Origin of the sequence: Micromonospora sp. NPDC023814, assembly GCF_040639595.1 — a bacterium.
GTDB lineage: Bacteria > Actinomycetota > Actinomycetes > Mycobacteriales > Micromonosporaceae > Micromonospora.
Genome location: NZ_JBFAAF010000008.1, coordinates 57,176 through 76,514, shown reverse-complemented (window position 1 = coordinate 76,514; position 19,339 = coordinate 57,176). Strand labels below are relative to the sequence as shown.

Here is a 19,339-nt window from a genome sequence, read left to right as displayed (position 1 = left end):
CGGGTAGTGCCTGCGGACGGCGACGGCAACCCGGCTCCCCGGGGGGTCGAGGCCGGCCCGCATCCGCTGCGCAGCCTCTGGCGGCTGCGCCACTACCTGCGCCCCCACGCGGCCGAGTTCGGCTGGCTGCTGCTGGCCGGGCTCGCCGCCACCGGGGCGGGCATCGCCGTACCGCTGGTGACGCAGTGGGTGGTGGACGGCCCGGTCGCCCGGCAGGACCCGGCCGGGCTGTTCCGGCTGGCCGGGCTGGCGCTGCTGCTCGGCCTGGTCGAGGCGCTGCTGATCTTCATCCGGCGCTGGGTGCAGTCGTCGTCCTCGATGCGGATCGAGGCGGCGATCCGCGCCGACGTCTACGCCCACCTGCAGCGGCTGCCGGCCAGCTTCCACGACCGGTGGCAGTCCGGCCAGCTCCTGTCCCGGATCACCAGCGACCTCTCGGTGCTGCGCCGGTTCCTCTCCTTCGGCCTGTTCTTCCTGGTCCTCAACCTGGTGACCTACCTGGCCGTGGTGGCGCTGCTGATCCGGCTGCACCCCGCGCTGGGGCTGCTGGTGGCGGCGAGCGCGGTGCCGCTGTTCCTGATCACCCGGCGCTTCGCCCGGCGCTACCACGCCGCCTCCCGCCGGATGCAGGACCAGCAGGGCGACGTGGCCACGCTGGTCGAGGAGACCGCGCAGGGGCTGCGCACGATGAAGGCGTACGGGCGGGGGCGGGAACTGGCCGCCAGCTTCGCGGCCGGCGCCCGGGCGCTGCACGACACCGGGGTCGGCAAGGGCCGGCTGCTGGCCCGCACCTCCGCCCTGCTCGACCTGGTGCCGAACCTGACCCTGGGCGTGGTGCTGGTGGCCGGGGCGGCGGCCACCGCCGGGGGCGTGCTGACCATCGGCGAGCTGGTCGCGTTCGTCAGCCTCCAGCTGATGCTGATCTGGCCGGTGCAGTCGCTGGGCTGGATCGTCGCCAACGGCCAGGAGGCGGCGACCGCCGCCGACCGGGTGCTGGAGGTGCTGGACAGCCCGCCCGCCATCGTGGACGCCCCGGGCGCGGTCGCCCTACGCCACGCCGAGGTGCGCGGCCGGCTGCGCTTCGAGCGGGTCTCGTTCCGCTACCCGGGCACCGGGGCGCCGGTGCTGCGGGAGGTCGACCTGACCGTCGAGCCGGGCGAGACCGTGGCGCTGGTCGGGGCGACCGGCTGCGGCAAGAGCACACTGCTCTCCCTGGTGCCCCGGCTGCACGACGTGACCGGTGGCCGGATCACCCTGGACGGGCACGACCTGCGCGACCTGCGGCTGTCCTCGCTGCGCCGGCTGGTCGGGGTGGCCTTCGAGGAGCCGACGCTGTTCTCCATGTCGGTGTGGGAGAACCTCACCCTGGGCCGGCCGGAGGCCGGAGAGGACGAGGTCCGGGCCGCCCTCGCGCTGGCCCAGGCGGACTTCGCGTACGAACTGCCGTGGGGGCTGGCCACCCGGGTGGGCGAGCAGGGGCTGTCGCTCTCCGGCGGGCAACGCCAGCGGCTGGCCCTGGCCCGGGCGGTGCTCGGCCGGCCGGCGCTGCTCGTGCTGGACGACCCGCTCTCCGCGCTCGACGTGCACACCGAGGCGCTGGTGGAGGCCGCGTTGAAGCGGGTGCTGCGCAACACCACGGTCCTGCTGGTGGTGCACCGGCCCTCCACCATCGCCCTCGCCGACCGGGTGGCGCTGCTGGAGGGGGGCCGGATCACCGCCGTCGGGCGGCACTCCGAGCTGCTCGCCGACGTGCCGGCGTACCGCGCGGTGCTCTCCGCCGAGCCGGCCCCGGCGCCGCCCGACGGTCGCGGCCTGGTGCGGTCGTGACCGGCGGGGCCGCCCACCCGGGCGGGGCGGACCTCGCCCGGTGGCGCGGCGTCGCCACCGACCCCGACGCCGACCGCAGCCACGCCGAGGACACCGCGCCGGAGGCGGTGGCCCGGCTCCGGGCCCGCAGCCGGGTGCTGCTGCGCGATCTGCTGCGCCCGCACCGGCGCCGGCTCGGGCTGGCCGTCGCGCTGCTGCTCGGCCAGAACGCCGCCGCGATGGCCGGGCCGTACCTCGTCATGCTCGGCATCGACCGGGCCATCGCGCCGCTGCGGGCCGGCGAGCCCGGCCCGCTGCTGGCCGTCGCCGCCGCGTTCGCCGCCGCCACCGTCGTCGAGTACGCCGCCCGCCGGGGGTTCCTCACCCTCTCCGCGCGGATCGGCCAGGCCATCCTGCTCGACCTCCGCCAGCGGGTGTACGGCCACTTCCTGCGCCTGTCGGTGGCGTTCCACGAGCGGTACACCTCCGGCCGGATGGTCTCCCGGCTCACCAGCGACCTGGACTCGATCGGGGAACTGGTCGGCGGCGGCATCGACGGCCTTGTGCTGGCGGTGCTGTCGATCCTGTCGGTGGCCGGCATCCTGCTCTGGCTGGACCCGCCGCTGGCCGCGGTGACCCTGCTCGCGTTCCCGTTCCTGTTCTGGCTGTCCCGCTGGTTCGCGCGGGCGTCGGCGGACGCGTGGCGGCGCACCCGGGAGACCGTGGCGCTGGTCATCGTCCACTTCGTGGAGTCGATGCGGGGCATCCGGGCGGTGCAGGCGTTCCGCCGGGAGCCGCGCAACCAGCGGATCTTCGCGGCGGTCAACGACGACTACCGGGTGGCGAGCCGGCACGCGTTCCGGCTGATGGCGACGTACTCGCCGGGGATCAAGGTGATCGGCAACGTGACCGTGGCGGTGGTGCTCTGCTACGGCGGTTGGCGGGTGCTCGGCGGGGCGACCGAGATCGGGGTGCTGGCCGCGTTCCTGCTCTACCTGCGGCGGTTCTTCGAGCCGATGCAGGAGCTGAGCCAGTTCTACAACTCGTTGCAGTCGGCCACGGCGGCCCTGGAGAAACTGGCCGGGGTGCTCGACGAGCGGCCCTCGGTGGCCGAGCCGGCCCGGCCCGTGCCGCTGCCCGCCGGGCCGGGGCGCGGGGCGGTCGCCTTCCGCGCGGTCACCTTCGGCTACCGGCCGGACGCGCCCATCCTCGCCGGGCTCGACCTCGCCGTCCCGGCCGGGCAGACCGTGGCGCTGATCGGGCCGACCGGCGCCGGCAAGTCGACCGTCGCCAAGCTGCTCGCCCGGTTCCACGACCCGCTCGCCGGCACGGTCAGCCTGGACGGCGTCGACCTGCGCGAGGTCGCCGACGCGGAGCTGCGCCGCGCGGTGGTGCTGGTGACCCAGGAGACGCACCTCTTCGGCGGGACGGTCGCGGAGAACATCCGGTTCGGCCGTCCCGGCGCCGACGACGCCGCCGTGGAGGCCGCCGCGCGGGCGATCGGCGCGCACGACTTCATCGCGGCCCTCCCCGAGGGGTACGCCACGCAGGTGCACCGGCGCGGCGGCCGGCTCTCCGCCGGGCAGCGGCAGCTCGTCGCGTTCGCCCGGGCGTTCCTGGCCGACCCGGTGGTGCTGGTCCTGGACGAGGCGACCTCCTCGCTGGACGTGCCGACCGAGCGGCTGGTGCAGCGCGCCCTCGGCACCGTCCTGCGCGACCGCACCGCCCTGGTGATCGCGCACCGGCTCTCCACGGTGGAGACGGCCGACCGGGTGCTGGTGCTCGACGGCGGCCGGATCGTCGAGGACGGCCCGCCCGGCCGGCTCGCCGCCGCCGGCGGCCGCTACGCCGCCCTGCACCGGCAGTGGCGCGATTCGCTGGTGTGAGTTTTGGTCGCCGCCCCGCCGCCCGCGGTCGGCGGGTCCCACGAAGATCACCGGTGCCACTAGACTCACCGCGCCGAGCGGAGCGGTCCACCGGGTGGTCGTCCCGACGGCGGCGACGGGGGAGGTTGCGAGTGCGGTTCGGACGACGGGTGATGGTGGCCGGGGTGGTCGTCGCCTGCGCGCTGGGGGCGGCGGCGGTCGCCGGGATGCCGTTCGGCGACACCGGCCGGACGCCGGCCACGCCCACCGCGCAGGAATCCCCGGCGTCGCCGGGCGACGACGCCGCCCCGACGGGCGCGCCGGCCGCCGACAGCGGGCTCGGCAGCCGCCCCGGAGGCGGCGCCACGCCGGGGGCGGCGGCCCTCCGGGCCCGCCCGGCCGCCGAGGTCGCCGCCGACAGCCCCGCCTCGGTCTCCTACCTGCGCGACCGCTACCGGGTCGACGCCGACGAGGCGGCCCGGCGGCTCGCCCTCCAGGAGCTGTCCGCGCCGCTGGCCGCCCGGCTCGCCACGGAGTTCCCCGCCGCGTACGGCGGGATGTGGCTGGACCAGGCCGCCGGCGGCGTGCTGACCGTCGCCGCCACCGGCGTCGAACCGGTCCGGGCGGCGCTGACCGGCATGCCGGACGCGGCACACGTCCGGGTGGTGCCGGTGCGCCACCCGCTGCGGCAGCTCACCGAGGCGGCGACCCGGCTGGCCACGGCGCTCGACGCCACGGCCGGCGCCGACGTGGTGGTGGACGAGCGGGCCAACGAGGTCGTCGTGCTGACCGGCGACCGGATCGCCGCCGACGATCCCCGGCTGGCCGACGCGCTGCGCGCCGCCGGGGTGCCGGCCCGCGCGCAGGCCCGGGTCGCCGACAGCGTGGTGCAGAAGGCCTGCGACCCGCGCGACTGCGCGCGGGCGCCGATGCGCGGCGGCATCCGGTTGGACGTGCCGCGCGACGACGGCACCGTGGGCGGCTGCACGACGGGCTTCAACGTGCTCGTCGGGCTGCGCGACCCGTACGTGCTGACGGCGGGGCACTGCGTCGTCGGGGGGCGGCACCAACTGGTGGACCGCACCTGGCACCAGTTCCTCGGCCCGAAGGTGCCGATGACGGTCGAGTCGTCGAGGTCGGGGCTGGCCGAGAACGCCTACCCGTACGACTACGCGATCATGCCGTACCAGCCGGGCGCGATCGGGCGGTGGGCGTACCCGGCGGGGGCCACGCAGGTGCCCAGCCTGGTCAACTACTGGTGCGTGCCGGACAACCCCCGGTGCGCCACCGGGGGCAGCCGCGACGTGGCGGTCACCGGCCACGTGCCGTGGAGCGCCATCCAGCCCGGCTGGGTGGTCTGCGCGACCGGGGCGGCGTACACGCCGAAGGCCGGCGAGCAGTACGTCGACTCGGGGGCCGGGGCCGGCTACGTGCCCGGCACCCGCTGCGGGGAGATCATCGGCAAGACCAGCGGCGGCATCGACGTGCGCATCTGCGCCCGCCCGGGCGACAGCGGCGGCCCGCTCTTCACCGAGGCCGACGGCAAGGCGCTGGGCATCCTGTCGCAGGGCGACCCGGGGCAGGGCGCGTGCACCAACCCGGACGAGCGCAACTCGTACGCCCCGGTCTCCACGATCCTCGACCGGGCGAACGCCCGCACCTACGGGGGCCTGCGGATCCGGCTGGCCACCAAGGGCCCGCTGAGCGGCCCGGTCCCCCGCTGACCCGGCCGGCGGCCCGTCGACCGGGTCGCCGGCACCGGGCCGATCGACCGTCGCGCCGGTGGCTCACCAGCCGTCGACGTGCAGGACCTCGTCCAGGGGCTGCCGCCGCGCCGGCTGGAAGCCCTCCCCGGTGTGGAACGCGGTGGGGATCAGCGCGGCCTGGCGCACGGTCGCGGGCAGCCCGAGCAGCTCGGCGACCTCCGCCTCGTACGCCAGGTGCAGCGTGGTCCAGGCGGTGCCGAGGCCGCGCGCCCGGGCGGCGAGCATGTAGCTCCACGCGGCCGGCAGCACCGACCCCCAGAGCCCGGCCTGGTTGCCGGCCGGCAGCTCGCCGGAGTCCACCTCGATGCACGGGACGAGCAGCACCGGCACCTGCCCCATCCGGTCGGCGAGCCAGGCCACGCTCTCCCCCACCCGGCGCTGCACCTCGGCCCGCTCCGGGTCGTCGGCGAAGAGCCGGGCGGCCGAGCGCTCCGAGGCGAGGTAGCCGTGCGCCGCGCGCTGGTAGATCCGGCCGATCAGGTCCCGCTTCGCCGGGTCGGTCACCACGATCCACTGCCAGCCCTGCCGGTTCGACCCGGACGGCGCCTGGAGGGCGATCTCCAGGCACTCGCGGACCAGTTCCATCGGCACGGGTCGGGTGAGGTCCAGCCGCCTGCGGACCGAGCGGGTGGTGGTGAGCAGCTCGTCGGGGCTCAGCGGGAGTGTCGGCACGACACCCATCGTGGCACGCCGGTTAACCCGTGGTCCGGCCGTTGGCCGGTGCCTACCATCGACGGATGACTGATACGGCGAGGACGGCCCGCGCCGGCGTCCCCGAGCGTCCGACCCTGGACGGGCTCGAGGAGACCTGGGCGCGCCGCTGGCAGGAGGAAGGCACGTACGCGTTCGACCGCTCGAAGGAGCGCTCGGACGTGTACGCGATCGACACCCCGCCGCCGACCGTATCCGGCGAGCTGCACATGGGCCACGTCTTCTCGTACACGCACACCGACATCGTGGCCCGGTTCCAGCGGATGCGCGGGCGGGCGGTGTTCTACCCGATGGGCTGGGACGACAACGGCCTGCCGACCGAGCGCCGGGTGCAGAACGTCCACGGCGTGCGCTGCGACCCGACGCTGCCGTACGACCCGTCGTGGCTGCGGCCCGCCGCCCCCGTCGACGACGCCGCCCGCCGGGACCCGACGCCGGTCTCCCGGCGCAACTTCATCGAGCTGTGCGAGCGGCTGACGGTCGCCGACGAGCAGGTCTTCGAGGCGCTGTGGCGGCGGCTCGGGCTGTCCGTGGACTGGACGCTGACGTACACGACGATCGGGCGGGTGGCCCGGGCGACCTCGCAGCGGGCGTTCCTGCGCAACCTGGCCCGGGGCGAGGCGTACCAGGCGGAAGCCCCGACGCTGTGGGACGTCGGGTTCGCCACCGCCGTCGCCCAGGCGGAGCTGGAGGACCGGGAGCGGCCCGGGGCGTACCACCGGCTGCGGTTCGCCGGGCCGGCCGGGCGCGAGGTGCTGATCGACACCACCCGGCCGGAGCTGCTTCCGGCCTGCGTGGCGCTGGTCTGCCACCCCGACGACGAGCGGTACGCCGACCTGGTCGGCGGCACCGCGCGTACGCCGGTGTTCGGGGTCGAGGTGCCGGTGCGGGCGCACCCGCTGGCGGACCCGGCCAAGGGCACCGGCATCGCGATGGTCTGCACGTTCGGCGACCTGACCGACGTGACCTGGTGGCGGGAGCTGCGGCTGGACACCCGGGTGGTGGTCGGCCGGGACGGCCGGCTGCTGCCGGAGGCGCCCGCCGGGGTGCCGGCGCAGCCCTACGCGGCGCTGGCCGGGCAGACCGTCAACGGTGCCCGGCGGACGCTGGTGCAGATGCTCGCCGACGCCGGCGACCTGGTCGGCGAGCCGCGCCCGATCACCCACCCGGTGAAGTTCTACGAGCGCGGCGACCGGCCGCTGGAGATCGTCTCGACCCGGCAGTGGTACCTGCGCAACGGCGGCCGGGACGCCGCCCTGCGCGAGGAACTGCTGGCCCGGGGCGGGGAGCTGCGCTGGGTGCCGGAGCACATGCGGCACCGCTACGAGCACTGGGTGGGCGGCCTGACCGGTGACTGGCTGGTCAGCCGGCAGCGCTTCTTCGGCGTGCCGGTGCCGGTGTGGTACCGGCTCGACGACGCTGGCGAGCCGGACCACACCCACCCTCTCACGCCGGACGAGTCCGCGCTGCCGGTCGACCCGTCCAGCGACGCCCCGCCCGGGTTCGAGGAGTCCCAGCGCGGCCGGCCGGGTGGCTTCGTCGGCGACCCGGACGTGCTCGACACCTGGGCCACCTCGTCGCTGACCCCGCAGATCGTGGGCGGCTGGGAGACCGACCCGGACCTGTTCGCGCGGGTCTTCCCGATGGACCTGCGCCCGCAGGGGCAGGAGATCATCCGTACCTGGCTCTTCTCCACCGTGGTCCGCTCGCACCTGGAGCACGGGGTGCTGCCCTGGCGGGACGCGGTGCTCTCCGGCTGGATCCTGGACCCGGACCGCAAGAAGATGTCCAAGTCCAAGGGGAACGTGGTCACCCCGATGGCGTTGCTGGAGCAGCACGGCTCCGACGCGGTGCGGTACTGGGCGGCGAACGGCAGGCCGGGCATGGACCTCGCCTTCGACCCGGCCCAGATCAAGGTCGGCCGGCGGCTGGCCACCAAGCTGCTCAACGCGTCGAGGTTCGCCCTCGGGCTGGGCGCCGCCGACGCGTTGCGCGCCCCGGCGACCGAGCCGCTGGACCGCGCCATGCTCGCCGAACTGTCCGGCGTGGTCGCCGCCGCGACGGCCGCGCTGGAGGCGTACGACCACACGGCGGCGTTGCAGGCGGCCGAGTCGTTCTTCTGGCGGTTCTGCGACGACTACATCGAGCTGGTGAAGGAGCGCGCCTACGGCTCCGGGCCGGGGGCGGACTCGGCCCGGGCGGCGCTGGCCACCGCGCTCTCGGTGCAGTTGCGGCTGTTCGCCCCGGTGCTGCCGTACGCGACCGAGGAGGTCTGGTCCTGGTGGCGCTACGGCTCGGTGCACCGCGCGCCCTGGCCGACCACGTACGAGGTGGGCCGGGCGATCGAGGGCACCGGCGAGCCGAAGCTGCTGCGGCTGGCCGGGGACGCGCTCAGCCAGGTGCGCCGGGCCAAGTCGGAGCGAAAACTGTCGATGCGGGCGGAGGTGCCGCTGGCCGAGGCGCTCGGCCCGGCGGCCCTGCTGGACCAGCTCACCGTGATCGCCGACGACCTCCGCGCCGCCGGCCGGATCACGAAACTGGACCTGCTCCCCGACCGCACCACCGAGTTGGTGATCGCCTGCGCCTTCTGAGCGCGGCCCCGCCGCGCCCGACGGGGCGCGGCGGGGTCACCAGCCGCGCAGCAGGCGCAGGCCGAGAAGGAAGGCGACGACGGCGGGGCCGACCAGCAGGGTGATCGCCTGGAGCCGGTACGGCATCCGATGCCGGGTCAGCTCGACGGCGTTGCCCAGCACGATCACCCCGGCCAGCATCAGGAACGCGCCCCACATCGGGGCGGTCCCCACGTCGACCAGGCCGACGCGGGTCAGTTGCAGCGTCCCGCCGAGCAGCAGGGCGCCGGCCAGCGCCAGCAGGGCGGCCGCCCGGTGCAGCCCCCGGGCCAGCGGGTGAACCGGCCGCCAGTGGTAGGTGCCGGCGACCGCCAGGCACGGCAGGATGACCATCAGCGGCCAGCCCCTGCCGAACGCGCCGAACATCAGCAGCGCCCCGACCGCGAACACCAGCGCGCCGAGGCAGGCGATCACGTAGCCGGCGAAGGCGCGCCCGCCGCCCCGGGCCAGCAGCGGCCCGCCGGCGGCGGCGATCAGTGCCCCGGGGATCAGCACGAACCCCGCCCACCAGTGGAAGTGCCCGCTGGCCTGGGCGGCCGTGGTGGTCGCCGCCGCCGCGAGCCCGGCGACCGCCAGGCTGACCAGCCGGTGCCGGCCGGCACCGGGGTAGGAATCGCGCGACATGACCAGACCCGCTTCCGCACTCACTTCCACAGCCTCGCCCGGCGGCGCGGCCCGGTCCATCCGGCCAGCCCTACCACCGGGGGTCGGGCCGCCCGGACGGCCGTCACGCGGGGGTTCAGCTCGTCTCGCCGGCCACGCTGTACGAGCGGAGCCGGTCGACCGCCAGGACGGTGAAGCCCACGCTGATCAGCGCGGTCATCACCGCCGCCACGGGCACCGAGACGCTGGCCTCCAGCAGCCCGGTGGGGGCCAGCCGGTCGGCGAGAGCGATCACGTACTGCTGGATGGAGAGCACCTGGGTTCCGGTGACGAGGTTGCCGAGCAGCCCCTCCCAGATGAGCACGTAGACCAGGCCGAGCAGCACGGGCCGCCGCGTGAGCAGGCTCAACGCCAGGAACAACGCCGAGTACGCCAGCGCACCGACCGCCGCGGTGGCGGCGAGCGCCAGGCCGAGGCGTACCGAGTGGGCGAGCACGCCCGCGACGTAGAGCGGCACCGCGACGGTGACCGCCGTGACGCCGGTGGCCACCGCGAGCTTCGGCAGCACGATCTGCCAGCGCGGCAGCGGCTTGGTCAGGATGTGCACGACCGTGCCGTCGTCGATCTCGGCCCCCAGCACGCCGGTGCCGACGATCAACGCGACCACGGGCAGCACCACGGCCAGGCCGAGGCCGACCAGCACCGGCGGGCCCCACTCGCCCGGGTCAACCCCGAGCCCCCGGGAGAGCACGGCGAGCAGCACCAGCACCGCCGGGAGCGGCACCAGCAGGAGGAACCGGCGACGCCCGAACAGCCCCCGCGCGGTGATCCAGGAAACGGTAGACATGCTCAGGCCTCCACCAGGTAGGAGAAGACGCTCTCCAGGGACTCGTCCTCGGGCACCAGTTGCCGCACCCGGATGCCCTTGGCCAGGGCGATCTTCGGCAGCGCGCGGGTGAACGCGCCGTAGTCGCCGGCCCGCACGGTCAGCCCCGCGCGGCCCAACTCCACCCCGGTCACCGACGCCTCCGCCATCAGCGCCACGGCGAGCGCCCGATCGTCGGTGGAGTGGACGGCGAAGACGTGCGGCCGGTTGGTCATCAGCCGGCGGATGGTGCGGAAGTCGCCGGAGGCGGCGAGCCGGCCGGCGACCATCACCTGGACGGTGCCGGAGACCTGCTCGACCTCCTCCAGGATGTGCGAGCTGAACAGGATCGTCCGGCCGGCGTCGCCGAGGCGGTGCAGCAACTCCATCATGTGCAGCCGCTGACGCGGGTCCATCCCGTTGAACGGCTCGTCCAGCAGCAGCACCTGCGGCTCGTGCACGAGCGCGGCGGCCACCCGGGCGCGCTGCCGCATGCCCTTGGAGTACGTGCCGATCCGGCGGTCCTGCGCCCCCTCCATCTCCACCAGGGCGATCGCCCGGCGGGCCGCCGCGGCCGGGTCCGGCAGCCGGTGCAGCTTCGCGCTGGCCAGCACGAACTCGTGCGCGGTGAGGAAGGTGTGCACCGCCTCCCGCTCGCTCACCAGACCCAACCGGCGGTAGACCTCCGGGTTGCGCCAGGTGGGCCGGCCGTCCAGGGTCACCGCGCCGCGCGACGGGGCCAGGAAGCCGGCCATCATGTGCAGCAGGGTGGTCTTGCCCGCGCCGTTCGGGCCGAGCAGCCCGGTGACGCCGGGGCCGAGGGTCATGCTGACGTCGTTGACCGCCACCACGTTGCCGTACCAGCGGGAGACGCCGGCGAGGTCCAGGGTGCTGGCGGTGGCGGTCGCGGCCCCCGCCGCGGGCTCGGCGCTCGTCGTGGTCATCGGGCGGCCACCTTCCGGTATCGCAGCAGCAGCAGGGCGACGCAGCCGGCCACGAGCAGCACGGCGGCGGCCGCGTAGACCGGGCCGAAGTCGCCGATCATGAGCCCCTCCTGTCCCTTGGGGAGCAGGTCGCCGAGGGCCCAGTCGCCGACGCCCCGCACCAGCGTGGACGGCGAGGCGAGGAAGGCCAGCTCGTTGACCGTCCGGGACGGCATGATCGACAGGGTGCCGACGATCGGGGTGGTCATCAGGAACACCGCCACGATCCCGCCGGCCGCGAACGCCCGCTTGCCGGTCAGCGACGCGACCAGCAGGCCGACCGAGGCGAAGACCACCGCCCAGAGCCCGGCGTAGAGCAGGCCCGGCAGCAGGTCGAGCAGCTCGTTCCAGACCCCGCGCATGCCGTCGTCGGTGGTGAAGGCGGCGCCCAGGAACATCACCAGCTGTGGGCCGCCGAGCAGCAGCCAGAGCGCGGTCACCAGCGCCAGCAGCTTGGCCAGCGGGTAGTCCGACCGGGGCAGCGGCCGGGAGAAGTAGAGCGGCAGCACGCCGCTGCGCAGGTCCCGGGAGACCAGCTCGGGGGCGACCACCGCGACGAAGAAGATGACCAGCCAGCTCATGTTGTCGGCGAACTGGGCGTACGTCATCACCGCCTCGCCGATCTGGCTGCGTACCGCGGTGAGGCCCGCGGCCACCACGGTGACGATGCCGACCACCAGCCAGGGGAAGATCTTGGCCTTGGCGCTGCGCCCGAACCCGAACGCCGTACGCAGACCGTGCAGGTAGAGCGCGCCGAAGACCTGCCGGCGACCCAGGCGGGGGCCGGTGTAGCGCTGGTATCCGATGTCGTGGATGACACCGGTGGGCTCAGGCATGGCTGGGCTCCCTCGTGGCGAAGAGCTCGGCGACCCGGTGCCGGCGCTGGTCCAACCGGTGCAGCGGCAGGTCCAGCTCGGCGACCGCGCCGAGGATGAGGTCGTAGGTGGCGTCGTCGGCGAGCTCGACGAGCAGCAGCCGCCCGTCGCGGCGTACCGGCAGGCGCAGCGCGGCGAGCCGGGCGGCCAGTTCCTCGGTGCCCTCGCTGACCTCGACGGCGAGCACGTCGGTGGCCGAGGTCATGGCGGAGATGTGGTCGGCCCGCAGCAGCCGCCCGCCGTCGATGGCGACCAGCGTGTCGCAGATCCGCTCCACCTCGCCGAGCAGGTGCGAGCAGACCAGCACGGAGATGCCGAACTCGGTGCCGATCCGGTGCACCAGGGCCAGCATGGCGTCCCGGCCGGCCGGGTCGAGGCCGTTGGTCGGCTCGTCGAGCAGCAGCAGGTCGGGGTCGTGCACCAGGGCCTGGGCGAGCTTCACCCGCTGCTTCATGCCGGTGGAGTAGCCGCCGACCGGGCGGTAGCGCTCCTCGTAGAGCCCGACGTGCCGCAGCGCCTCGGAGGCCCGCTCGCGGGCCACCGTACGCGGCAGCCCGCTGATCCGGCCGAGGTGGGTGACCAGCTCGGCGGCCGAGAGGTCCGGCGGCAGGGCGTCGTGCTCGGGCATGTAGCCGACCCGGGCGCGGACCCCGGCGGAGTCGGTGGTCGGGTCGAGCCCGAGCACCCGGACCCGCCCGCTGGTCGGGGCGAGGAGGCCGAGCAGGATCTTGATCAGCGTGGACTTGCCGGCGCCGTTCGCGCCGACCAGTCCGATGATCCCCGGCTCGACCGCGACGGTCAGGTCGGCCAGCGCGGTGACCCCACCCCCGTACGTCTTGGTCAGCGACTCGGTCGCGATCAGTGTCACGACGTCCAGCGTAGGAGGCCGACGCCCCTGCTGGGAGCGGCACGCCCCCGGCGCTCCCCTGATCCTTGCGGCCCGCCCCCCTAGGGTCCGCGCCCCGCGCCGGGGAACCTCCGCGGAAATCTCCGCGCAACCGGAACGGCGGGTAAGGCGTCCACTCTAGAGCGGTGCACGCTGCCCGGGTGGACCGGAGTCCGCCGGAGTCGACCGACACACGGGAGAAGGCATGATCGGCGGTACGGGGTCGCCCAAGGTGAGCGTGGTGGTGCCCACGCACGACAGCGGGCCGCACATCGAGAAGCTGGTGGCCTCGCTGCTGCGCCAGTCCCTGCCTCCGGCGGAGTTCGAGGCGGTCTTCGTCGACGACGGCTCGACCGACGACACCCCCGCCCGGCTGGCGGAACTCGCCGCCGCGCACCCGCACTTCCGGGTGCTGCGGATCGAGAACTCGGGCTGGCCGTCCCGGCCGCGCAACCTCGGTGTGGCGCAGGCCCGGGGCGAGTACGTGCTGTTCGCCGACGACGATGACTGGCTCGGCGACGAGGCGCTCGAACGGCTGCACGACTGCGCGCGGAGGCACGACGCCGACGTGGTGGTCGGCCGGATGGCCGGGCACGGGCGCGGCGTGCCGCGCGAGCTGTTCCGGCGGAACCGGTTCGACGCCACGCTGGCCAACTCGCCGCTGATCGACAGCCTCACCTGCCACAAGATGTTCCGCCGCGCCTTCCTCGACGAGCACCGGCTGCGGTTCCCGGAGGGGCCGCCGCGGCGCCTGGAGGACCATCGGATGGTCGTCCGGTCGTACCTCCTGTCGAGGCGGACGTGCGTGCTGTCGGACTACACCTGCTACCACCACGCCCGCCGCGGCGACGCCGGGAACGTCACGGCCAGCCGGCTGGACCCGGCGGAGTACTACGCCAGCCTGCGGGAGGCGCTCGACATCGTCGACGCGCACACCAAGCCGGGGCCGCTGCGCGACCGGCTGCACCGGCGGTGGCTGCGCAACGAGATGCTCAACCGGGTGCGCGGGCAGCGGATGCTCGACGCCCCCGAGGAGTGGCTCGCGCAGGTCGTCCGGGAGATCCAGGGGGTGATCCGGGAGCGGTTCGCGCCCGGGGTCGCCGCCGGCCTGCCCCCGCTGCAACGGGTGCTGGCGCACCTCGCCGAGCAGGGCCGGGTCGCGGACCTGCGCCGGCTGGCCGAGTGGGAGACGGGCGTCGGCGCCGTCGGCACCGTCGACCGCCACGAGGTGTCCGGCACGACGCTGACGGTCACCGCCTCCGCCCGGCTGGAGTCCGCCGGCCGGCCCGTCACCTTCGCCGCGGACGGCGGCCGGGACCTGCTGGTGCTGCCGGTCGACGGCCTCGACCCGGGGCTGCGGGACATGACGGCCATGCTGGGCCGGAGCAGGCTGGACGTCGTCGCCCGGCGCCGGGAGACGAACGAGGAGGTCTTCCTGCCGGTCACCTCCGACACCCGCTGGGTGCCCGGCCCCGCCGGCGAGCGGCACCTCGTGCACCGTGCCGTCGCCACGGTCGACGTCGCCGCCCTCGACGCGGGCACCTGGTCGCTGAAGGCCCGGGTCACCTGCGCCGGGTGGACCGAGGACACCCGCCTGCCGCTGGTGCTGCGCCCGGCCGGCGACGGCGCCCCGGTGGTGGAGGACGAGCGGGCGCTCTGGCCCCGGTTGCGCCGGGCCGTCCGGCGCCGGCTCGGACGGCGCTGACCGGAACGCCGGCGGTGACCCGCCCGGCGTCGGGAGCCGCCGGCCGGGCCGCCGGGCACCGCGTGACGTGGCGTGGAGTGGCGCTCTCGACCGATCGCCGACAGGCTGAGAAACTGTGTGCCGGTCAGCGGGTTGGGGGATGGATGAGCAACGGCTGGGTGGTGCCCGACGAGGTGCTCCGGGACGCGCCGGCGTACACGCCGCGCCCCGGCGAGCTCGCCGACCTGGAGCTGCTGCTGACCGGGGCGTACGCCCCGCTGACCGGCTTCATGACCCGCGCCGACCTGGTTTCGGTGAGCCGCCGGGGGCGGCTCGCCGACGGCGCTCCGTGGCCGGTGCCGGTGACGCTCCAGGTGCCCGCGGCGCTCGCCCAGGGCCTGGACCCGCGCGACGAGGCGCGCCGCACCCTGGTGCTGACCGACGGCGAGGGCGCGCCGGTCGCGGTGCTGGAGGTCGCCGACGCCTGGCAGGTCCGCGACGGGGTGGCGGGCGTCGGGGGCACGGTCCGCCGGCTCGGCGACGGCGGTCACGGCCCGTTCCAGCGGCTGCGCCGCACCCCCGAGGAGGTACGCGCGCTGCTGCCGCCCGGCCGGGTGCTCGGGGTGGTCGCCGACCGCCCGCTGCACCGGCCGCAGCTCGCCCAGATCGCCCACGCCGCCCGCACCCTCGGCGCCCACCTGCTGGTGATGATCCCCGTCGGCGAGGACGGCGTCGGTGGGCTGCCCCCGGAGGCGCTGGTGCGCGGCATCTTCGCCGCCCGGGACCGGATGCCGCCGGCCACGCTGGTCGCCGTGCCGCTCAGCCGGCGCCGCGACGAGATCAGCGACGCGCTGCTGCGGGCCCGGGTGTCGGCGGCGTACGGGGTGACGCACCTGCTCTCCACCGGTGAGATGCTCTCGGGCGCGGGCCTGCGGGTGCTGGTGCCGCGCGAGCTGGCCTACGACAACCGCGACGGGCAGTGGCGCTGGCGGGAGGACATCCCGCCGCGCAACCGGCGCCTGGCCCTGACGCAGGCGGAGATCGACGACCTGCTGGACCGGGGCTTCCCGCTGCCCGAGTGGCACACCCCGCCGGCGGTGGCGAGGGAGCTGGCCCGGGCCCGTCCGCCCCGGCGGCACCGGGGCCTGGTGGTCTTCCTGACGGGGCTCTCCGGCTCCGGCAAGTCGACGATCGCGCGCGGCCTCGCCGACGCGCTGCGCGAGCAGGGCGACCGGACGATCACGCTGCTCGACGGCGACGTGGTGCGCCGGGAGCTCTCCGCCGGCCTGGGCTTCGGCAAGGCCGACCGCGACCTCAACGTGCGGCGGATCGGCTGGGTGGCCGCCGAGATCGCCCGGCACCGCGGCGTCGGCATCTGCTGCCCGATCGCCCCGTACGCCCAGGCGCGCGCGACCGCCCGGGAGATGGCCCTGGCCGCCGGGGCCGGTTTCCTGCTGGTGCACGTCGCGACCCCGCTGGAGGTCTGCGAGCGGCGCGACCGCAAGGGCCTGTACGCCCGGGCCCGGGCGGGCCTGCTCACCGGGATGACCGGCATCGACGACCCCTACGAGGAGCCGACCGACGCGGACCTGGTCGTCGACACCAGCGACCTGACGGTCGACGAGGCGGTCCAGGCCGTCCTGCACCACCTGACCGAGACGGGCTGGGTGGAACCCCGGCTCCAGTCCATCTGATCCGCCCCCCGTTCCCTTCCGTTGGTCCGCCCCTGTTCCTTCCGTGGGTCACCCCTCCGCGCTAGTGTTCGTCTTTGTTCGAACACGTTTGACCGCGTGAGGGTGCGCGGGGAGCACGGAGGTGCGACGGATGCTGGCTCAGCAGCGCCAGGTGGCCATCCTGGAGCGGGTGCGCGCCACGGGCGGGGTGCGGGTCACCGACCTGGCCGCCGAGTTCGGCGTCTCCGACATGACCATCCGGCGCGACCTGGAAGCGCTGAACGAGCGTGGCCTGCTGGCCAAGGTGCACGGCGGCGCCACGGTCGCCGGCCCCGGCTCGACCGACGAGCCGGGGTTCCGGGCCAAGTCGGTGCGGCAGCTGGCGGAGAAGGCGGCCATCGCGGGGCGGGCCGCGGAACTGGTCCGGCCGGGCGCGGCGGTCGCCCTGTCCGCCGGCACCACCACCGCCGAGCTGGCCCGCCGGCTGGTCGACGTGCCGGGCCTGACCGTGGTCACCAACTCGCTGCCGGTGGCCGAGATCCTGCACGCCGGGGGCCGCCCGGACCAGACCGTGGTGCTCACCGGCGGGGTGCGTACGCCGTCCGACGCCCTGGTCGGGCCGCTGGCCGTCGGCGCGATCCGGTCGCTGCACCTGGACCTGCTCTTCCTCGGGGTGCACGGGATCAGCGAGCGGGCCGGGTTCACCACGCCCAACCTGATGGAGGCGGAGACCAACCGGGCGCTGGTGGCCGCCGCCGACCGGCTGGTGGTGCTCGCCGACCACACCAAGTGGGGCACGGTCGGCATCTCCGCCATCGTCGAGCTCTCCGCCGCCCACGTGCTGGTCACCGACGACCGGTTGCCTTCCGAGGCGCGGCGGTCGCTCGACGACCGGGTGGGCGAACTGGTGGTCGTGCCGGCGGCGGACGGGCCGCGGGCGGCCACGCCGACGGCGACGGGGGTGGCGCGTTGAAGCGCACCGCGATCGAGCTGGCCGACGGCCGCGAACTGATCTACTTCGACGAGCGGGACGACGCCGTCCGCGACCAGCCGGACCGGCGCGAGCTGCCCCCGCCGCCGCCCGCGTCGCAGCTGCGCCACGACCCGCTGACCGACGAGTGGGTGGCGGTCGCCGTGCACCGGCAGACCCGCACCTTCCTCCCGCCGGCCGACCAGTGCCCGCTCTGCCCCACCACCGCCGACCGGCTCAGCGAGATCCCCGCCCCCGACTACGACGTCGCCGTCTTCGAGAACCGGTTCCCCTCGCTGAGCGGCCGGGTGGCCGACGAGCCGGCCGAGATCACGCCGTTCACCCCGGTTCGGCCCGGCCGGGGCCGTTGCGAGGTGGTCTGCTTCACCGACGACCACCATGCCTCCTTCGCCGGCCTGCCGCCGCGTCGGGTGCGTACCGTGCTGGACGCGCTCGCCGACCGGACCGCCGCGCTGAGCGAACTGCCCGGCGTGGAGCAGGTCTTCCCGTTCGAGAACCGGGGCGTGGAGATCGGGGTGACGCTGCACCACCCGCACGGTCAGGTCTACGCGTACCCCTTCGTGACGCCGCGCACCCGGGCGATGCTGGCCGCCGCCCGCCGGCACGCCGACCGCACCGGCGGGCGCAACCTCTACGCCGACGTGCTCGCCGCCGAACGGGCCGCGGGCGACCGGGTGGTCGCCGCCAACGAACACTGGACGGCGTACGTCCCGGCGGCGGCGCGCTGGCCGTTCGAGGTGCACGTCGCCCCGCACCGGCCGGTGCCGGACATCCCGGCGCTCGACGACGCCGAGCGGGACGCCTTCGGCCCGCTCTACCTCGACGTGCTGCGCCGCTTCGACGGGCTGTTCGACCTGCCGATGCCCTACATCGCCGCCTGGCACCAGGCCCCGGTACGCGTCGACCGCGAGCTGGGCCACCTGCACCTGCAGCTGTTCAGCATCCGGCGGGCCCGGGACAAGCTGAAGTACCTGGCCGGCTCGGAGTCCGGCATGGGCGTCTTCATCAACGACATCGCCCCGGAACGCGCCGCCGAACTCCTCCGCGCCGGGTGAGGCAGGGGCACCTCGGTTGACGCCCACGGTGGCGGAAGGCGCCCCTCGCCACCGCTGGCGGCACCAGCAGGCCGACGGCCGGAGGCCGGCCGGCGGAGGTGGCAGACAGGGCGCGGGGGGCCCGGGACAGGGCCCCCCGCAGGGAAGGGACGGCTGGCTGTGCGCGACAGCCGGGAAGGCTGGCTGATCGGCACGCTTGCCGCGAGGCGACAGCGGTCAACCTTCCTGGACGCGACTGGCATCTCGTCCACCCAGGTCAACGAGGCGCGCCGAAGTAGGTGACGCCAGCGGCGTGTCACCCCCGACACGCCGCCGACCCCGAATGCTCAGGGCCCTGGATGTCGCTGGCCACGACGTCGGCAGCCGAAACTCGGCGGCGAGCGGGGCTCGGTGTGGCTCCGGACAGGCCGTCACCACCGTCGTCGTACGGTTGCCTTACGGCCGGTCACCAGGCTCGCCGCCGGAACGTCGTCGGCCACGACCGCGCCGGCGGCGACCACGGCGTCACGGCCGATGCTGACGCCGGGAAGGATCGTGGCACCGGCGCCGATCCACACGTTCTCCGCCACATCGATGGGCCCGCCGCTCAGCCATCCCCGCCGCTCCTCAGGATCGACCGGATGACCGACGGTGATGAACGTGGCCCTTGGTCCGACCATCACGCGCTCGCCGAGCCGGATGCCGGCGTAGTCCAGGAACGTGCAGTTCTGGTTGATGAACACGCGCTCCGCGAGGTCCAGGTGAAGGCCGTGGTCCGTGTAGAAGGGCGGATAGATCGTGACCTTCCTCGACAGCGGCCTGCCGAAGATCTGTTCGAACAGTGCCGCCCTGCCCGCTTCGTCGTCGAAGGGCAGGACGTTCAGGCGGGAGGTGAGTTCGGTGACCCGCAGGACCCTCTCGGCCATGGCCTGGAACTCGGCGCCGTGGATGCGCATGAGACGGTCGC

15 protein-coding genes are annotated in these 19,339 nt (G+C 75.0%); 8 read left to right on the top strand and 7 right to left on the bottom strand.

The window, feature by feature from the left end; translation table 11 throughout:
* Positions 1–6 precede the first annotated feature (6 nt).
* The 3 genes from AB0G14_RS06430 (at position 7) to AB0G14_RS06420 (ending at position 5,395) form a co-directional block, all read left to right on the top strand.
* Positions 7–1,827, top strand: coding sequence for an ABC transporter ATP-binding protein (locus AB0G14_RS06430; protein ID WP_357694360.1), 1,821 nt, complete (start codon positions 7–9; stop codon positions 1,825–1,827).
* The gene (locus tag AB0G14_RS06425; RefSeq protein ID WP_357694358.1) at positions 1,824–3,692 is read left to right on the top strand and encodes an ABC transporter ATP-binding protein; all 1,869 of its coding nucleotides are present in this window, start codon (positions 1,824–1,826) and stop codon (positions 3,690–3,692) included. The genes AB0G14_RS06430 and AB0G14_RS06425 overlap by 4 nt, the downstream gene beginning before the upstream one ends.
* A 131-nt stretch (positions 3,693–3,823) precedes the next feature.
* On the top strand, positions 3,824–5,395 hold the full coding sequence (locus tag AB0G14_RS06420; RefSeq protein ID WP_357694356.1) for a trypsin-like serine protease: 1,572 nt from the start codon (positions 3,824–3,826) through the stop codon (positions 5,393–5,395).
* A gap of 63 nt (positions 5,396–5,458) precedes the next feature.
* Here the strand turns inward: AB0G14_RS06420 and AB0G14_RS06415 are convergent, their stop codons facing one another.
* Entirely contained in the window at positions 5,459–6,109 is a 651-nt protein-coding gene (locus AB0G14_RS06415; protein WP_357694354.1) for a nitroreductase family protein, read from the bottom strand.
* 65 nt (positions 6,110–6,174) lie between these two features.
* Between AB0G14_RS06415 and valS the strand changes: the two genes are divergently transcribed.
* A complete protein-coding gene (valS, locus tag AB0G14_RS06410; RefSeq protein ID WP_357694352.1) occupies positions 6,175–8,739 on the top strand; it encodes a valine--tRNA ligase in 2,565 nt (854 codons plus the stop codon).
* Positions 8,740–8,775: 36 nt separating this feature from the next.
* Here the strand turns inward: valS and AB0G14_RS06405 are convergent, their stop codons facing one another.
* From AB0G14_RS06405 to AB0G14_RS06385, 5 genes are all read right to left on the bottom strand, one after another.
* The gene (locus AB0G14_RS06405; RefSeq protein ID WP_357694350.1) at positions 8,776–9,402 is read right to left on the bottom strand and encodes a hypothetical protein; all 627 of its coding nucleotides are present in this window, start codon (positions 9,400–9,402) and stop codon (positions 8,776–8,778) included.
* Positions 9,403–9,517: 115 nt separating this feature from the next.
* Entirely contained in the window at positions 9,518–10,228 is a 711-nt protein-coding gene (locus AB0G14_RS06400; RefSeq protein WP_357694348.1) for an ABC transporter permease, read from the bottom strand.
* Positions 10,229–10,230: 2 nt separating this feature from the next.
* Positions 10,231–11,190, bottom strand: coding sequence for an ABC transporter ATP-binding protein (locus AB0G14_RS06395; RefSeq protein ID WP_357694346.1), 960 nt, complete (start codon positions 11,188–11,190; stop codon positions 10,231–10,233).
* Positions 11,187–12,065, bottom strand: coding sequence for an ABC transporter permease (locus AB0G14_RS06390; RefSeq protein WP_357694344.1), 879 nt, complete (start codon positions 12,063–12,065; stop codon positions 11,187–11,189). The genes AB0G14_RS06395 and AB0G14_RS06390 overlap by 4 nt, the downstream gene beginning before the upstream one ends.
* Positions 12,058–12,972, bottom strand: coding sequence for an ABC transporter ATP-binding protein (locus AB0G14_RS06385; RefSeq protein ID WP_350703954.1), 915 nt, complete (start codon positions 12,970–12,972; stop codon positions 12,058–12,060). Before AB0G14_RS06385 ends, AB0G14_RS06390 begins: the two co-directional genes overlap by 8 nt.
* 223 nt (positions 12,973–13,195) lie before the next feature.
* Between AB0G14_RS06385 and AB0G14_RS06380 the strand changes: the two genes are divergently transcribed.
* The 4 genes from AB0G14_RS06380 (at position 13,196) to galT (ending at position 18,393) form a co-directional block, all read left to right on the top strand.
* Positions 13,196–14,695, top strand: coding sequence for a glycosyltransferase family A protein (locus AB0G14_RS06380; protein WP_357694342.1), 1,500 nt, complete (start codon positions 13,196–13,198; stop codon positions 14,693–14,695).
* A gap of 143 nt (positions 14,696–14,838) precedes the next feature.
* A complete protein-coding gene (gene cysC / locus AB0G14_RS06375) occupies positions 14,839–16,368 on the top strand; it encodes an adenylyl-sulfate kinase (protein WP_357694340.1) in 1,530 nt (509 codons plus the stop codon).
* A gap of 130 nt (positions 16,369–16,498) precedes the next feature.
* The gene (locus tag AB0G14_RS06370; RefSeq protein ID WP_357694338.1) at positions 16,499–17,320 is read left to right on the top strand and encodes a DeoR/GlpR family DNA-binding transcription regulator; all 822 of its coding nucleotides are present in this window, start codon (positions 16,499–16,501) and stop codon (positions 17,318–17,320) included.
* Positions 17,317–18,393: a galactose-1-phosphate uridylyltransferase gene (gene galT, locus AB0G14_RS06365; RefSeq protein WP_357694336.1), complete on the top strand. Its 1,077-nt coding sequence runs from the start codon at positions 17,317–17,319 to the stop codon at positions 18,391–18,393. The genes AB0G14_RS06370 and galT overlap by 4 nt, the downstream gene beginning before the upstream one ends.
* Positions 18,394–18,803: 410 nt before the next feature.
* Here the strand turns inward: galT and AB0G14_RS06360 are convergent, their stop codons facing one another.
* On the bottom strand, positions 18,804–19,328 hold the full coding sequence (locus tag AB0G14_RS06360; protein ID WP_357694334.1) for a DapH/DapD/GlmU-related protein: 525 nt from the start codon (positions 19,326–19,328) through the stop codon (positions 18,804–18,806).
* Between the last annotated feature and the right edge of the window lie 11 nt (positions 19,329–19,339).

What these genes read in the sequence shown, in the direction of transcription:
- valS (WP_357694352.1), top strand. Translation starts at nt 6,175, where the DNA reads ATGACTGATACGGCGAGGACGGCCCGCGCCGGCGTCCCCGAGCGTCCG.
- AB0G14_RS06405 (WP_357694350.1), bottom strand. Translation starts at nt 9,402, where the DNA reads ATGTCGCGCGATTCCTACCCCGGTGCCGGCCGGCACCGGCTGGTCAGC.
- AB0G14_RS06400 (WP_357694348.1), bottom strand. Translation starts at nt 10,228, where the DNA reads ATGTCTACCGTTTCCTGGATCACCGCGCGGGGGCTGTTCGGGCGTCGC.
- AB0G14_RS06395 (WP_357694346.1), bottom strand. Translation starts at nt 11,190, where the DNA reads ATGACCACGACGAGCGCCGAGCCCGCGGCGGGGGCCGCGACCGCCACC.
- AB0G14_RS06390 (WP_357694344.1), bottom strand. Translation starts at nt 12,065, where the DNA reads ATGCCTGAGCCCACCGGTGTCATCCACGACATCGGATACCAGCGCTAC.
- AB0G14_RS06380 (WP_357694342.1), top strand. Translation starts at nt 13,196, where the DNA reads ATGATCGGCGGTACGGGGTCGCCCAAGGTGAGCGTGGTGGTGCCCACG.
- cysC (WP_357694340.1), top strand. Translation starts at nt 14,839, where the DNA reads ATGAGCAACGGCTGGGTGGTGCCCGACGAGGTGCTCCGGGACGCGCCG.
- AB0G14_RS06370 (WP_357694338.1), top strand. Translation starts at nt 16,499, where the DNA reads ATGCTGGCTCAGCAGCGCCAGGTGGCCATCCTGGAGCGGGTGCGCGCC.
- AB0G14_RS06360 (WP_357694334.1), bottom strand. Translation starts at nt 19,328, where the DNA reads ATGCGCATCCACGGCGCCGAGTTCCAGGCCATGGCCGAGAGGGTCCTG.